Origin of the sequence: Bacteroides salyersiae WAL 10018 = DSM 18765 = JCM 12988, assembly GCF_000381365.1 — a bacterium.
Classification (GTDB): domain Bacteria; phylum Bacteroidota; class Bacteroidia; order Bacteroidales; family Bacteroidaceae; genus Bacteroides; species Bacteroides salyersiae.
In genome coordinates, this window is record NZ_KB905466.1 from 590,449 (window position 1) to 606,054 (window position 15,606).

Below are 15,606 nucleotides of genomic sequence, written 5' to 3' on the forward strand. Positions count from 1 at the left end.
TAAAATTATATTGGTCAAGGTTCTATATCTTACAATCAATCATCCGCTTTACGGAACTTACCATTCTTATCAAACTTAAAAGTCAAATCGGTATTCAGTTCTACTTCATACCCTTTACGGTCCCGTTCGATCTTAGTAACGAACTCAGTAGTGAAATTATTCGTCTTCAAATAGTTACTGACGAAAGAGGGGATAATCGTTACCGGTACCTTTCCCTTTTTAGCATCCACTTCCTGCCAATTCCCTTTGCCATCAAAATCAATTTCGATACCATTGGTCAATAAAACTTCGTACTTCTTAGATAAAACCTCGCTGTCTATTTTAATATGGGCCACTTGGGGCTTGGTGAAATGCTGGTTAATGAAATTGCGTGCCGACAGTGGCAACTGGTTAATATCCTTAGTAATCACATCACCGGCAAATGCAAACTGAACGGCTACGATAGCCATCACAAGAACAGATAAAATTTTCTTCATAATCGTTATTTTTTAATGTTAATAATATAGTTTCCTATGTTTTTATAATGCAAATAACGATAGTGATTCTGGAAAGATTTAGGAATAACAGAGTGAGATCACATTTTTCAGTTTCTTTAACTATCAACAGAATGAAAACAGCATAGTGTCAATACATGTCGAATCAGCCTGCATATTCACAGATTCCGTCAAAAGAACCAACTTTTCATTTTGGGCAGTAAGTATTAAAACAACTATCGCCAGCAAAGAAAAAGAAAAAATTTAGATATTATTCATAAGATGTCAGTTCAGCATCCTCATTCCTCTTATAAATCATAACATTTATTGACTCCGCTAAAATACGAAAGGCAACCTGACGGTTGCCTTTCAATTGTTTTAAAAAGTATTACATTTGTGTAAATCCATTGTCACGAATGCATTAGAAAGCTTAAACACCCTCTTCATCATAAATTTCTTCCAATAACTCTTCCCGTGCCATCGTCATTTTACCATCAGCAGTAATCGTTATGGAAATAGGAACATACAAGTCCGTCTGCGGATAACACACACTGGCAGCATATACAATTCCTTGCGGGGTAGTCTTGTTGTATACCATTCCTTCCAAAATAGACTTTGCCAAAAAGTCCTCTCCTACTATTGAAACAAAATTTCTCTTTGTAAAAGTCATATTGAAGATTTGCTCATTGCCACGCGTTAAACGAAGCTGAATCTTATTATCAACAAACTGATTCCCCCTATCATCTTTTACCAACGGCAAATCCTCATCCGGAGTGCGTGATATAAAAGAGTGATAATCCTTACCTTTAAACTTGATATCAACATCCGCCTTCGATACCTGCATACGTTGTAAGCCACGTGCATCAACGCTATCCTGCATAATCAGCAATGATTTTTCTTCTGCTTTCTTATTTCCACCACAAGCGGTAATAACAATGAAAAAGCAATAGGCAAGCAGGTATATGAGTTTCTTCATAATTTATCCGTTCTTTAATTACAATGACAAAGGAACAAAAAGAGACGGAAATACACAAATGTTCGGAGTTGAAAGTTGATTACTTCCTCTCTCTCCGCCCCTCCTTCATCCGTTGTTCACGTTCGGACTGTTTCTTCGTATAAGAAGCATATTGCTCTTCCGTCATAATCTTTTGTAACTGTGCATTATACTCGTCATTGGCGTTTTTCATTTCCGCACGCATCTTTTCCCGCTCTTCCTTTGTCATCTGGGGAGCTTTTTTCCCGTCTTTCTTTCCATTTACATCCGGACGCATAGACATACGGGCATCCATTTTTTCACACCGTGCCAGATTCACCTCCAACAATTGTTTCTTCTGCGCATCATTCAAGGAATACTCTTTTACCATACGTTCCGTCATCTTTTCCGCCCGTTCTGCCGGAGTCATCTTTTTATGTTCTCCACGCTGACCTTGAGCCATAACCACCCCACCTATCATAAACAAGGCGATCATTAAAAATGCTATTCTTTTCATACTAACTTTTTCTTTTTGTTAAAACTACTAAATCTATTTTTCTGTTGCAACTTTATATATGACCCAATAAAAAACGGGAAGTTTAATTCAACTTCCCATTTTAATAATAAATAACCTTATAATCCTCTTAATCTATGCTTTAAGAGCATAATTAAATAATGTACCAATTGGCTGTGCTACCATTCCGCGCAGCTAATTGACACATTGGCACATTGGCATATTGGCATATTGGCAAATTATCTAATTATTTATCAATACTTAAAGTCTGTCGGCTTCACATAGATGCGATATTCCTTAATCATTCCCGGATACCCTTTTTCGGCACGGGGCAGATAACGGAAACCTGTGAGCGTTTGCTCTTTATCCAAATCGATAACCAGTTGATGAGGATAGGCCACATTATCCACTGTCATCCAGAAAGTAGATTCCTGAAGATCGAAAATTTTATCGGCCGTACGATTTCCACTGCGGGTTTCTTCACTGTCGGCATACCGGATTTTCCAATGCTCGCGGGAAACCGGTTTACCATCATCACCCAAGACATCGAACTCTGCAATAGCGGCTATATTATCCTCGGCCTGTGGAGAAAGAGCTTCCAGACAGAAATAACGTCCTTTCACCGGATTGGCAAAACGTACCTCCTGCCAGCCGTTACCCGGAATGAAAGCACCTTTATGAGCGGGAGTTTCGGCTGAAAGATTCAAATGTTCACCCTCTTTGCGGTGAGTTTCGGGAGCTTTTTCGCGCAGTACATCGAGAATTGGCTTCTTCAATCCCTTTACCATAGCTTTCTCAGGACCTTTCAAGTCGAGAACGATAATCTCATTCACTCCCTTTTTCAGCCAGCAACCCGGCATAAAGAGCGTCTGCTGCGGACCGATTTCCCAAAAACGCCCCATCGCATGGCCGTTCACCCACACCATACCTTTGCCCCAGGTACTCATATCGAGGAACGTATCATCCGTTTTCGAAAGTTTGAAAGTCGCTTTATAGTAAGCGGGCATCGCCTGCTTGCCACCCGAAACGTACTGCTTATTGCTCGCAAAAGCATAATCGACCGGCAGATTATACACCTGCCAATTCTTTACTATTTGCTTATTACCGTCCGTAGCCGCCAGCACCACACTCTCCGTGATACCTTTACGGTCGTGAATGGACTTATCGAAATTAACACGTCCCATAGCTTCTACCAGAATATCGAGCTGGGTACCCTTTTTCAAAGCAGGCAATGTAACGGTAAATTCTCCTTTCCGGCGATCCAGACGCGCCAACAGGGTATTGTTGGCAAAGACTTGCGCCCAATCGTGCACTTCGGTGATTTCGAGCACTGTTCCGGCTTTTACATCCTGTGGCAAAACAGTGCGGTAGAGGATACTTCCCCAACCCTGATCGAATTGTTCCATCGGCTGAATATCTATTGCCTGTTTTGCTACGGGCAGATTGCTGAATAAAGGAGCCACCTGCGTGAATTTGATCTCTGGAATTTCCATTACCGGCAGAGCTTCGGGAATAGTCGGCAAAGACTGTCCGGCAGGCAGATAACCCTTCAATAAATCACGAAGCAGGAAATATTTCTCAGTAGCCCATCCGGCTTCACTAATCGGGGCATCATAATCATAAGAGCTGCACATGGCAGAATAGGCAGGATTATTGGCTCCTCCCCAGTGTCCGAACGTGGTACCTCCATGAGTCATATACAGGCTGAACGAAATATTACGGTCGAGCATATCTTTCAATCCCTGCACCATATCCTTGGCCGGACGTGTTTCGTGTTTACGCCCCCAATGATCGAACCATCCGCTCCAAAACTCGCTGCACATCAACGGCGTTTCCGGACGCAGTTCCTTTAGTTTCTTAAATTGCTGGTCTATGTTGGCTCCTGTTCCGAAGTTGACCGTCCACAGCAAATCATCCAAAGCATTGTTGGTGAAATTACTGCTCCAATCGCACTGAAACAAAGGTACTTCCGTGAAACCGGCACCACGCACCATATCGCGAATGGCAGAAACGTAAGGCTTATCCGTGCCATACGAACCGTATTCATTCTCTACCTGCACCATGATAATATTACCGCCACGAGTAATCTGCAAAGGGACAAGCTGTTCACCCACCTTTTTCATAAAGATTCCCACGCGCTCCATATAATAAGGGTCGAGCGTACGCAAAGCAATGTCTTTTTTCTTCAACAACCACCACGGCAGTCCACCCATCTCCCACTCCGCACACACATAGGGGCCGGGACGCACTATGACATACATTCCATGTTTCTGTGCCAGACGACAGAAAGCAGCTATATCGTTCTGACCGGTAAAATCGAATTGTCCCTCTTCCTGTTCATGAATATTCCAAAATACATACAAGCAAATAGTATTCATCCCTAATGCTTTACACATTTTGATCCTATGCTCCCAATAAGGTTGTGGAATACGTGTATAATGCAGCTCGGCCGCTTTTACAATGAAAGGTTCTCCATTCAGTAAAAAAGTCTTTTTTCCGACTTCAAAAGTTTTAAATTGCTGAGCCTGTCCCGGAAGTGCCAGGCATGTACAAAACAGTAACAGATAAATAATTTTGTTCTTCATGTTTATTTCATTCTTTATTCTGCTACAAAATTAAAGCAATATGATAAAACCAAGGGTATAATTATAAGTCAAAAAAGATACAATTATCAGTCATTTTATCTTTTTCCCATAGAATTGTTTATAAAACAACCAACAAAATCTTCGTTCTCTTTGTTATATTAAAAGTAATCCATTAAAATATCTAAAATTATGGAAGAGAAAAAACTAACATCTGCCAACGGTCGTCCCATTGCCGACAACCAGAATTCACAGACAGCAGGCCCTCGTGGCCCGATCACCTTGCAAGATCCGTGGTTAATTGAAAAACTGGCTCATTTCGATCGGGAAGTAATCCCCGAAAGACGTATGCATGCCAAAGGTTCCGGTGCTTACGGAACATTTACCGTCACACATGACATTACAAAGTATACTCGTGCAGCCATTTTCAGTGAAGTCGGAAAAAAGACAGAATGTTTTGTACGTTTCTCTACCGTAGCCGGAGAACGCGGAGCGGCCGATGCAGAAAGAGATATCCGAGGTTTTGCCATGAAATTTTATACAGAAGAAGGAAATTGGGACCTGGTAGGAAACAACACCCCCGTATTCTTTCTTCGTGACCCGCTAAAATTTCCCGACCTAAACCATGCCATTAAACGCGATCCGAAAACAAATATGCGTAGCCCTAACAGTAATTGGGATTTCTGGACACTGCTTCCCGAAGCATTGCATCAAGTCACCATCACCATGAGCCCGCGCGGTATTCCTTATTCTTACCGTCATATGCACGGATTCGGCAGCCACACTTACAGTTTCTATAATGCAGAGAACAAACGCACCTGGGTAAAATTCCACCTTCGTACCTTGCAAGGTATTAAAAATCTGACAGATCAGGAAGCAGAGGCGATCGTAGCTAAAGACCGTGAATCTCACCAACGAGACCTTTTCGAAAGTATCGAGAAAGGTGATTTCCCGAAATGGCTGTTCCAAATCCAAATAATGACGGAGGAGGAAGCTGATAATTATCGTATCAATCCATTCGACTTGACAAAAGTATGGCCGCATAAAGACTTTCCTTTGCAAGACGTAGGTATACTCGAACTGAACCGCAATCCAGAGAACTACTTTGCCGAAGTGGAACAATCCGCATTCAACCCGATGAATATCGTAGAAGGAATAGGCTTCTCTCCGGACAAAATGTTACAAGGACGTCTCTTCTCCTATGGAGATGCCCAGCGTTATCGTCTCGGCGTGAATTCCGAACAGATACCGGTGAACAAACCACGCTGTCCGTTCCACGCTTACCATCGTGATGGATCGATGCGGGTAGATGGCAATTATGGCGCAACCAAAGGTTATGAACCCAATAGTTACGGTGAATGGAAAGATTCTCCGGAAAAGAAAGAACCGCCCTTGAAAGTTCACGGTGACATCTATAACTATAACGAACGGGAATATGACGATGATTACTACAGTCAACCGGGCGACCTTTTCCGATTGATGCCGGCAGACGAACAGCAATTACTCTTCGAAAACACGGCTCGTGCCATGGGTGATTCCGAACTATTCATCAAGCAACGCCATGTACGCAACTGCTATAAGGCCGATCCTGCTTATGGCACAGGTGTTGCCAAAGCATTAGGCATCAACTTGGAAGAAGCTTTGAAAGCCGACAGATAAAGTCAAAATTAAAGTGTATACTCTTGTCATACAAAAGTATACACTTTTGTATAGTAAAACTATATACTCTTACCATATAAGAGTATATAGTTTTAAATTATAAAGCTTTCCACAATTTCTGGAAGTCTTTGTATTTACCGTAACACACCAGTTCATCCCCTTCCTGTATCTTATCATTCTCCGGTAATTCATTTACAATCTTACTATCAGTCAACGATATACCAAGACAATTTTCTATTTTTTCCGCACGCTTCAAGCCTATGATCTTCAAATGAAACTCTTCGTTCAGCTTCAACTCATTCACAAAATAGCCGATAAATTTTTCCGGAACACGGAACTTGACGATATAATACTCTGCATCTATCCGGAAAACTTCCATGGAAGTACCAAAATCAAACAGACGAACCAAGCTACGGGCCGCATCTTCTTCCGGTGTCAGAATCTTATCCAAACTGAAAGCTTCCAGAACTGCTTTATGTACATTATCAATGGCGCGCGCATAGATATGCTGCACTTTTTTTTGCTTCAACAAAGCCACCACGCGGATAGAAGCACCAAAATTTTCACCAATCGCCACAATCACCACATCCACACTGTTCAATGGAAGTACACTCAATGACTGCTCGTCCGTAGCATCGATCACAAAAGCCGTAGCCACTTTATCCTTAATGCTGTCTACACGACTCTCACTAATATCCGCCCCTATCACTTCATGCCCCAAAGCAGAAAATTCTTCTGCCAACACATGCCCATAATTTCCTAAGCCAATAATAATGTATTTCATATCCTCCTATTTTTTCAATTAACCACTGCCTTCGTCTGCACATGACGTTTTTCCCATTATTGCGCAGCCAGTCGGCACATTGGCATATTAGTTAATTATTATATCATCACTCGGATAACGATATTTCGTATTCTTTTTCTGTTTCACAATTCCTAACATCAAGGTTATCAACCCTACACGCCCCACAAACATCAACAAAGCCACCAACAATTTGCTTTCATCGCGAAGCAGAGGAGTAGCGTTCAAACTCGAACCAACCGTGCTTAGCGCAGACACACACTCAAACGTAAGTGTCATGACCGACATTTTCGGTTCTAATATACTCAATACGAAAATAAACAAGAACAATACCCCGAGAGACATCACCACCGTTGCATTGGAACGCCGGATAGAATCGTGGGAAAGTTCGCGCCCGAACACCTCGACACGTTCCGTTCCGCGTAGAACAGCTATTAAATTGAGAACCACAACTGCAAAAGCGTTCACCTTGACACCGCCGGCAGTGGATTGAGCCGCACCGCCAATCCACATTAGAAATATATAAATCAATATAGTCTGCACACTCAAGCTCGTTAAGTCCACACTACTGAATCCTGCTGTTCGCGGACAAGTGGCATTGAAAAAAGCCTGTGTCCATTTGTCGGCTACGGACATTCCGGCAAAAGAACCGTTCCATTCGAAAGCAGCAACCGCCAATGTGCCCAATACTAACAATAATAAAGTCACAATCAGCACAATCTTCGTATTCAGGTTGTACAAATGTTGTTTTTTATGCCTGTCAAGCTTCAGAGTACGCACAAATTTCCAGAAACGACGTAAATGATAGAGTACTATATCTTTGAAATTCACCAGAATAGGAAATCCGATTCCTCCTAAAATAATCAATAAAGAAACTGAAATATAAAGAGAATTGTGCCCGGTCATCACCATCGGATTGCCTAAATTTCCGGGAAGCGTAGAAAAGCCCGCATTACAAAAAGCGGAAATGGAATGAAAAGCCGAGAATGCCAGTTCTTCCTCCAGACTCATCCCCAACGTGCCGTGTATACCCAGCCAGATAGATACCATTCCTGCACCTTCTATCACCATGGTAAAACCTAAAATATAAAGTAAAGTAGACAGTAAAGATCCCAGAGAATTGGAACTTACCATATCACGCACTACCAATTGATTATACAACGAGGTATTTCCCATGAAGAACATCGCAAAGAAACTGGTCAATGTCATGACTCCCAAACCTCCGACCTGAATCAAGAGAATAATGACCGTCAGCCCCATCGGCGTAAACGTTGCCGATACATCCACGGGCACTAAGCCTGTTACACATACGGCGCTTGTCGAAGTAAACAAGGCATCCACCCACGACAATACGACCCCTTCTACTGTGCAACGAGGCAATAACAACAATCCCGTACCAATCAGAATTATTACGAAGAAACTCACTGCAAGAATCAATGACGGATTGGTTCTCCGCCCCAGCAAACGTACCAGTCCGTTTGATAAATTAAGAAAAGAAAAAAGAAGCAAAAGAGGAATATGATAAAGTTTGCTACCCAAAAAATCCCATACATACAAAATGGCTCCCTCTTCATCGGGACGATGGAATATAACGGGAACTAACGTCAGATAAAGTAGCCAACTCAATATCCACGCCAACTTCCGGAAGTTTTTCTTTGTTCCTTTATATTCAAGAAAAATATGTAATGTAACATCTATCAGGAAGATGATCCATACCGCTTTATACAAAATTTTCAGATGCGAAATATCGGTTGCAGAAAGAGGAAAACCATGTTCATAAACCACACCCACAATCAAAAGTAAAGAAGCCATGTAAGTAAGAACCGCCATCATCCTAAGCAAAATACGTACATAGGGTTGTAGTAGTTTATTTTGATACAGTAGTATTTTATGATAAATCTTCATAATCAATAATGTGTTAATGTGCCAACATACCCATATACCAACCGGCTATACAAAATAATGTACCCATGCATTCACTTTCCAATTCGTGCACAATTAAGTTATCCCATGGAATCCGGGTCATTAACAGATTGCCGCATTGACACATTATTTCAGTTGCAAACTTAAACAAAATAACAATTAATTCTATTCTTTGTTGCGTATTTAATCACCGTATTAAAAATTATGTTTATTTTTGGCAACTAAAATATCAAAAACCACAATATTATGAGTAATAAAACTAAAAGGTATATACTACCCGAAGATGAAATTCCACGCTATTGGTACAACATTCAGGCTGACATGGTAACCAAACCGATGCCTCCCTTACATCCCGGTACCAAACAACCTCTGAAAGCCGAAGATCTTTACCCGATATTTGCAGAAGAACTCTGCCGCCAGGAATTAAACCAAACAGATAAATGGATCGAGATTCCCGAGGAAGTGCGCGAAATGTACAAATATTATCGCAGTACCCCTTTGGTGCGCGCTTACGGACTGGAGAAAGCACTGGGTACTCCGGCACATATTTATTTCAAGAACGAAAGTGTAAGCCCGATGGGATCACACAAACTGAACTCTGCCATTCCGCAAGCTTATTATTGCAAAAAAGAGGGTGTAACAAACGTTACAACAGAAACCGGAGCCGGACAATGGGGGGCGTCACTGGCATATGCCGCTAAACTTTTCGGACTGGAAGCGGCCGTATATCAAGTAAAGATCAGCTATGAGCAAAAGCCATACCGCCGCAGTATTATGCAGACATTCGGCGCACAGGTTACCCCTTCCCCCTCCATGTCTACCCGCGCAGGAAAAGATATACTGACTGCCCATCCGAATTATCAAGGTTCATTAGGTACCGCCATTTCCGAAGCGATCGAGCTGGCACAAACAACTCCGAACTGCAAGTATACCCTCGGTTCGGTGCTCAGTCATGTGGCTTTACATCAAACCGTCATCGGACTGGAAGCTGAAAAGCAGATGGAGATGGCCGGAGAATACCCCAACATGGTGATTGCCTGTTTTGGAGGCGGTTCCAACTTCGGCGGAATTTCTTTCCCCTTTATACGTCACAACATCCTTGAAGGAAAAAAGACACGTTTTATCGCAGCAGAGCCGGCTTCTTGTCCGAAACTGACACGCGGAAAATTCCAATACGACTTTGGAGATGAAGCAGGGTATACCCCCTTATTGCCCATGTTCACTTTAGGCCACAATTTTGCTCCGGCAAATATTCATGCAGGCGGCCTTCGCTATCATGGTGCAGGTGTCATCGTTTCTCAGTTGTTGAAAGACGGACTAATGGAAGCGGTAGATATCAAGCAGCTCGAATCCTTCGAAGCCGGTTGCCTTTTCGCACAGGCCGAAGGTATCATTCCCGCTCCCGAATCCTGCCATGCCATTGCCGCCACCATCCGTGAAGCCAATAAATGTAAGGAGGCCGGAGAAGAGAAAGTGATCTTATTCAATCTTTCCGGTCACGGCCTCATCGATATGGCATCGTATGATAAATACCTGGCAGGAGACTTGATGAACTACTCGCTCAGTGACGAGGATATTCAAAAGAATCTGGATGAAATAGGTAATCTGGCGTAAAGTTTTCAATTATCACTCTGTTTATAATCCCCTCTCTTGCCATCGACAAAGCGAGAAAGGGGATTCATATTTTCACATGAATATCCGTACACCCCAGTGGAGTACCTGTATCTTTCCCACATATCACAGGTTTCAAATTCCTTGCCGATCCGTGGCATAACCAAAATTTCTTCTTGGTCTGCATGAAAGAAACATTTATGGGTTACTCCTTGTTGTATCAACGGGAATTTATCTATCTTTGTAAACCAAACCAAGTGCTTGAAAAAGCTATGATAAACCCCATTAAAGAAGGAACGGATCAATGAAAAAGGATACCTTATCCCATACATCGCCGATGGAAGGACACTCGTTAAAGTCGGAGTCAACTTCTCACAAAAAGAACGTAATATAGAACATTGGATTATAGAATAAAAAAGAAACTTCATGAAATATATCGGAGCACATGTCAGTGCATCGGGTGGTGTAGAAAGCGCTCCCGTCAATGCACACAAAATAGGCGCAAATGCCTTTGCACTTTTCACTAAGAACCAACGCCAATGGGTAAGTAAGCCATTGACGGAAGAGAGTATACGACTTTTTAAAGAGAACTGCGCCAAGTATGATTTCCAACCGGAATACATCCTTCCGCACGACAGTTACCTGATCAACCTCGGACATCCGGAACCGGAGGGATTGGAGAAAAGCCGCGCTGCCTTTTTGGACGAAATGCAGCGTTGCGAACAGTTAGGACTGAAATTGTTAAATTTCCATCCCGGCAGTCATCTGAACAAAATTTCTGTAGAAGATTGCCTTAGCCTCATCGCGGAAAGTATCAACATCACTTTAGAAAAAACGAAAGAGGTGACGGCAGTCATCGAGAACACCGCCGGGCAAGGCAGTAACCTCGGTAATGAGTTCTGGCATTTAAAGTACATCATCGACCGTGTGGAAGATAAAACCCGCGTAGGGGTCTGCTTGGATACCTGCCATACTTTTACCGCCGGCTATGACCTGTTGGAAGATTATGAAAGGGTTTTCAATGAGTTTGAAGAGGTGGTCGGCTTTCAATATCTTCGCGCCATGCACCTCAATGACTCGAAGAAAGCATTGGGTAGCCGCGTGGACCGCCACGACAGCATCGGAAAAGGTTTTATCGGATTCCCTTTCTTTGAGAAATTGATGCGTGACCCACGTTTCGACAATATGCCGCTTATACTTGAGACGATAGACGAAACACTATGGCCGCAGGAAATCGCATGGTTAAGAAAGCAGTCGGAATCCAAATAGAGTTTCATTCGGCAAATGTACAATTGCAAAAGGAATAACTCGAAAACCCAATGCGATGTAACCGGCAGTGGAATGAAATGCAATTGATAGTAGAAACGCAATCGGATTAAGAAAAAGACGTAGCAGATTCTCGCAAAAGACTTCCGTCTTTCCCTAAAAGATGTAGCAAGTTAAGAAAAAGAATGTAGCATCTTTTTTTAAAATCTGCTACATCTTTTCTTTTATAGTTTAAAATTCCCTTTATAACAGTCGGTATCCAACATATTCTTCCCGTCTTCACCACCTTCACCTTTTTTGCTCAATCCCTTTATTCATCGGGCAGACAAGGTGAAACCCCGCTAAAAAGGAACGACGCGGCATGTCAACAACCGTAAGCAGGATGCTTACTTCCTCCGAGCACTATCCATACAGTGTGAATGCACCGTTCTTAGAAGAACTTTGCACGGTGCACAAAAGACCGAGTGCCCCTTCACCCTGTATATCCGATGAATAAGGGGATTGAGCAAAAAAGGTGAAGGCGGTGAAAGGGGTAAATTCTCAGTGGTATTTTAATAAAAAACACACTATTCCATCTATTTACGTGCAGCCACAGCCAAGAATATACCAAGCACTACCCCTAACAGAGCAGCAAACAACACACGAGCATCACCGGGCAATAAAAACGTAATCGTATGGGCAGGAAACCAGAAAAAAGGAATGGTTTTCTTAAACACGAATCCCCATTGCACTTTCCAATTCAACCCCTGCAATATTTTTCCCATAGGGATGGGAGTAAAGAAACCTTTCAACGTCCCTCCGGTAGCCAGAATATGGGTATCGGTAACCTTGTGCAACGTCATAAATACCGGCCCGAAAATAGTATTCATAGTCACAGAAATGGCCAATGCAAGTAATACCTTATCCAATGAAAAAGGACCGGACATAATACCGGAAGCATCCTGCACTCCCAAATAGGAAGCAAATGCAGGAACTCCCGCCGAGAAAACCACAAAAGCCATGTTTATCCCCAACCCAAGCAAGCCCCAGACAAAGGCACGCGGCAGAATGCCAAAACCGGAACGATGATAAACACCGGTGCTGATACGCAGACCGATAACTTCGCCCAAAGTGGAGAGAATGGCAAACTTGATAAAACTCATCACCATGCCGTGGGAGGCATTGAACTGCTTATAAGCATCATATACTGCATCACTCAAGAAAAAAGGGAGGAAACAGACAAGCACGCAGAGAAAGAAAAGAGAATCGTGTTTTTTCATCTCAGTAGGTGTTATTTTTAAGTATGGCTGCAAATATAGACAAAAGAAATAGAAAACAAAGAATTATTAGTAAAAAGCATCGAAATAGCCTATAACTATTACAGTTTTGCTCACCATTCAAGCCTTTTCAATAAATATTTGCCATACTAACCAATGGTTCGTATAACTTTTCAATATCCTGTGCATCCATTTCTATCTGCACCTGATCACCCGGAATCAACCGTATTCCATCCGGTTTCAGATCCTTTCGGTCACGGTGTACATTGATGATGATACAGCGTTCGGGTAACCGTAATTCATCAACCTCTTTACCATCCAGATAGGAACCGGTCATGATTTCAACGGAAAGAGTATAGCGTTTCTGCTTCTGAAAATCCGGAGTATGAATCATATCATCGTAAAGAGTGACGTTGAAAGGCTGTATCTGAAGCAATTCCGTAAAATAGTAAGTCAATCCGCCCACCACCACAGAGGGATAAAACACTTCGAAATGCCCGGTGATTTCAGTGATTAAGACAATAGCCGTCAATGGCGTCCGGATAACAGCCACCAAAAAAGCGGACATACAAATCAGCATCACATAACTCACATTCTCCTGTGCGATGAAACCTCTCTGCACCAATATCAAAGCGATCACTTGCCCGAACAATCCTCCGGTAACCAAAGTAGGAATGAAATTTCCTCCCGGCAATCCGGAAGAAACGGAAAGCGCTGTAAACACAAAATGAAGCATCATCATAGCTACCACCCACATTATTTGGATGCTGCCATTACCGGAAGCCTGTTCCAGCAAAAACTGCTCTCCTCCCCCCGTCAGATTTACCTGTACCAGCGAGATAGAGTAAGCTACTACCAGCAAATAGAGCATCTTCATATATGCCGGATGCTTTACACCGGTATAAACTTGCTTAAAATACAAGGTCACTTCAGAATAGAACTTCCCAAAAAGAGAAATCACCACCGCCAGCAATAAAAACAGTTTCAATTGGGAAAGAAAAGGGAGCAACGGCTCAATGGCATCTATCAGATGGTAGGGATTGACAGGAAACAGCCAACTGGCCACCCCTCCTGCCACAACACCCGCAAGCAATGTAGTGATGGCAGTTTTTGGCGCATCAAAACGCTCAATAGACTCGATAACCAATAATGATGAGGCCAACGGAGCTGCAAAAGCGGCTGCCAGCCCGGCTCCTGCCCCGGCAGCAAGAAGCTGTTTACGCTCTCCCGAAAGTACCCTTGTCCATTTGGAAACAAGACACCCCACATAAGAACCGATCTGCACCGATGGTCCTTCACGCCCCAAGGACAAACCGGCTGTAAGTGCAAGTACACCGCCCGCAAATTTGGAGACCATCTCGATGAAAGGATGTTTATAGGAAATACGGCCGTTAATCACTCCGCGTGTCTGCGGAATACCTCCCCCGGTAATAAGCGGCATTTTGCCGACCAGCCAAGCGACAAAAATAAGAATACCCCACAATGCCAAAAACAACGGAATATGCCAATACCAACGAGGGTGAGCATCGAAAAAAGTACGCCGGGTATCAAAAAAGAACTGTAACAGATAATGATAGGGTACGGCAACAAGTCCCGTCAGTAATCCCACAAAGATACTGACGAAATACAATCTGGCATCAATCAGTTTTAATTTCCAAACATGCCATCCTCTGACTCCTTTCAAGCTTTTCCAACGTGCGAACATACCCCGATATATGTTTTGGGGGTATAACAACCAAACAGCCGGAGATGTTTGTGAGGATTACCAAAACTTATTATGTTCGGGGCTGTATTCAAAACCGACAGCTTTCAGCCGGCCGATAATATCGTCTTTATCAATGTGCAGATCATCACACAGTTCATCCAATGAAGAATAATGATCACGAAGTTTCATATTGACAACGCTGAACAGCATCATCGGGTCTTTAGGTAATTCCATATCAAAACGCTATTTTACAATCGGGCACAAAGATACAGTTTTTCAGAATAAATGGATATGTATACCATGAAGTTTTAACAGCGCATTTCTCACTGCCATCCGCAGCACTCTGCTTATCCGTTCATCTCTAACAAATGAATCAATGCCACACGCTGAATGGAAAAGGTGTTCCCCGCTTTCTGAACATATTTCAACAACTCCATCCCCTCCTGCCGGAGCTTGGATTTCTGTAAAAGATGATCGGCATCCGTTTCATCGGACATTTTCAACAAAGTCATGGCAGCCAGCTCTATCTTCCCCATTCTATCAGGATCGCCTTCGTATTGCTCAATCAGTTCCTGCATATCCATACCTATCAGTTGTTCCGCAGGAAAGCCCAATATCTGTCCGGTCAGACAATCATACTCCACCCACTCCTGCTGACGGATTTTCTTTTTATTCAGTATCGCATTGGCTATCAGCGAAATAATCTCCTGAATCATACGTAACAGATAATCTTGTTTAATCATAACTTATTGTTTTCAAAAGTATTGCGTCCGGATTATAGCTCCCCGAATCTCCTCCGTTCTTTCCATGTCACCTCAAAATATATAAACCGAAAATACTGG

The 15,606-nt window shown here is 42.8% G+C and carries 13 protein-coding genes; 3 read left to right on the plus strand and 10 right to left on the minus strand.

Translation table 11 applies throughout. From position 1 onward, the window contains the following. Positions 1-35: 35 nt before the first annotated feature. The 4 genes from HMPREF1532_RS02360 to HMPREF1532_RS02375 all read right to left on the minus strand — a co-directional run bounded on the left by HMPREF1532_RS02360 (position 36) and on the right by HMPREF1532_RS02375 (position 4,545). Entirely contained in the window at positions 36-476 is a 441-nt protein-coding gene (locus HMPREF1532_RS02360; RefSeq protein ID WP_005924269.1) for a PepSY-like domain-containing protein, read from the minus strand. A gap of 427 nt (positions 477-903) precedes the next feature. Next, complete coding sequence (locus HMPREF1532_RS02365; protein ID WP_005924272.1) at positions 904-1,449, minus strand: DUF4738 domain-containing protein; 546 nt, start codon at positions 1,447-1,449, stop codon at positions 904-906. Between the two features lie 79 nt (positions 1,450-1,528). After that, entirely contained in the window at positions 1,529-1,963 is a 435-nt protein-coding gene (locus HMPREF1532_RS02370) for a DUF4890 domain-containing protein (protein ID WP_005924275.1), read from the minus strand. Positions 1,964-2,214: 251 nt separating this feature from the next. After that, positions 2,215-4,545: a beta-galactosidase gene (locus tag HMPREF1532_RS02375; protein WP_005924278.1), complete on the minus strand. Its 2,331-nt coding sequence runs from the start codon at positions 4,543-4,545 to the stop codon at positions 2,215-2,217. A 189-nt stretch (positions 4,546-4,734) separates the two neighbouring features. Here HMPREF1532_RS02375 and HMPREF1532_RS02380 point away from each other — a divergent pair, with 189 nt between their 5' ends. Continuing rightward, a complete protein-coding gene (locus HMPREF1532_RS02380) occupies positions 4,735-6,201 on the plus strand; it encodes a catalase (RefSeq protein WP_005924281.1) in 1,467 nt (488 codons plus the stop codon). A 97-nt stretch (positions 6,202-6,298) separates the two neighbouring features. On the opposite strand, the gene HMPREF1532_RS02385 is transcribed toward HMPREF1532_RS02380, so the two are convergent. Further along, on the minus strand, positions 6,299-6,985 hold the full coding sequence (locus HMPREF1532_RS02385) for a potassium channel family protein (protein ID WP_005924284.1): 687 nt from the start codon (positions 6,983-6,985) through the stop codon (positions 6,299-6,301). A gap of 87 nt (positions 6,986-7,072) precedes the next feature. Further along, the gene (locus tag HMPREF1532_RS02390) at positions 7,073-8,908 is read right to left on the minus strand and encodes a TrkH family potassium uptake protein (protein WP_005924287.1); all 1,836 of its coding nucleotides are present in this window, start codon (positions 8,906-8,908) and stop codon (positions 7,073-7,075) included. 264 nt (positions 8,909-9,172) lie between these two features. Here HMPREF1532_RS02390 and HMPREF1532_RS02395 point away from each other — a divergent pair, with 264 nt between their 5' ends. Next, on the plus strand, positions 9,173-10,540 hold the full coding sequence (locus HMPREF1532_RS02395) for a TrpB-like pyridoxal phosphate-dependent enzyme (protein ID WP_005924290.1): 1,368 nt from the start codon (positions 9,173-9,175) through the stop codon (positions 10,538-10,540). Between the two features lie 423 nt (positions 10,541-10,963). After that, complete coding sequence (gene nfo, locus HMPREF1532_RS02405; protein WP_005924293.1) at positions 10,964-11,806, plus strand: deoxyribonuclease IV; 843 nt, start codon at positions 10,964-10,966, stop codon at positions 11,804-11,806. A gap of 572 nt (positions 11,807-12,378) precedes the next feature. Here the strand turns inward: nfo and HMPREF1532_RS02410 are convergent. The 4 genes from HMPREF1532_RS02410 to HMPREF1532_RS02425 all read right to left on the minus strand — a co-directional run bounded on the left by HMPREF1532_RS02410 (position 12,379) and on the right by HMPREF1532_RS02425 (position 15,507). Further along, positions 12,379-13,062, minus strand: coding sequence for a hypothetical protein (locus HMPREF1532_RS02410; RefSeq protein ID WP_005924296.1), 684 nt, complete (start codon positions 13,060-13,062; stop codon positions 12,379-12,381). A 127-nt stretch (positions 13,063-13,189) separates the two neighbouring features. Then, the gene (locus HMPREF1532_RS02415; RefSeq protein WP_005924299.1) at positions 13,190-14,764 is read right to left on the minus strand and encodes a ClC family H(+)/Cl(-) exchange transporter; all 1,575 of its coding nucleotides are present in this window, start codon (positions 14,762-14,764) and stop codon (positions 13,190-13,192) included. A gap of 57 nt (positions 14,765-14,821) precedes the next feature. Beyond that, positions 14,822-14,998, minus strand: coding sequence for a DUF4250 domain-containing protein (locus HMPREF1532_RS02420; protein ID WP_005924302.1), 177 nt, complete (start codon positions 14,996-14,998; stop codon positions 14,822-14,824). Positions 14,999-15,111: 113 nt separating this feature from the next. Further along, positions 15,112-15,507, minus strand: a complete 396-nt coding sequence (locus HMPREF1532_RS02425) for a hypothetical protein (RefSeq protein WP_005924305.1) — start codon at positions 15,505-15,507, stop codon at positions 15,112-15,114. Positions 15,508-15,606 lie beyond the last annotated feature (99 nt).

Excerpts from the sequence above, each read along its gene's own strand:
- HMPREF1532_RS02415 (WP_005924299.1), bottom strand. The coding sequence starts at position 14,764 with ATGTTCGCACGTTGGAAAAGCTTGAAAGGAGTCAGAGGATGGCATGTT.
- HMPREF1532_RS02425 (WP_005924305.1), bottom strand. The coding sequence starts at position 15,507 with ATGATTAAACAAGATTATCTGTTACGTATGATTCAGGAGATTATTTCG.
- HMPREF1532_RS02380 (WP_005924281.1), top strand. The coding sequence starts at position 4,735 with ATGGAAGAGAAAAAACTAACATCTGCCAACGGTCGTCCCATTGCCGAC.
- HMPREF1532_RS02375 (WP_005924278.1), bottom strand. The coding sequence starts at position 4,545 with ATGAAGAACAAAATTATTTATCTGTTACTGTTTTGTACATGCCTGGCA.
- HMPREF1532_RS02365 (WP_005924272.1), bottom strand. The coding sequence starts at position 1,449 with ATGAAGAAACTCATATACCTGCTTGCCTATTGCTTTTTCATTGTTATT.
- HMPREF1532_RS02385 (WP_005924284.1), bottom strand. The coding sequence starts at position 6,985 with ATGAAATACATTATTATTGGCTTAGGAAATTATGGGCATGTGTTGGCA.
- nfo (WP_005924293.1), top strand. The coding sequence starts at position 10,964 with ATGAAATATATCGGAGCACATGTCAGTGCATCGGGTGGTGTAGAAAGC.
- HMPREF1532_RS02410 (WP_005924296.1), bottom strand. The coding sequence starts at position 13,062 with ATGAAAAAACACGATTCTCTTTTCTTTCTCTGCGTGCTTGTCTGTTTC.
- HMPREF1532_RS02395 (WP_005924290.1), top strand. The coding sequence starts at position 9,173 with ATGAGTAATAAAACTAAAAGGTATATACTACCCGAAGATGAAATTCCA.
- HMPREF1532_RS02420 (WP_005924302.1), bottom strand. The coding sequence starts at position 14,998 with ATGGAATTACCTAAAGACCCGATGATGCTGTTCAGCGTTGTCAATATG.
- HMPREF1532_RS02390 (WP_005924287.1), bottom strand. The coding sequence starts at position 8,908 with ATGAAGATTTATCATAAAATACTACTGTATCAAAATAAACTACTACAA.
- HMPREF1532_RS02370 (WP_005924275.1), bottom strand. The coding sequence starts at position 1,963 with ATGAAAAGAATAGCATTTTTAATGATCGCCTTGTTTATGATAGGTGGG.
- HMPREF1532_RS02360 (WP_005924269.1), bottom strand. The coding sequence starts at position 476 with ATGAAGAAAATTTTATCTGTTCTTGTGATGGCTATCGTAGCCGTTCAG.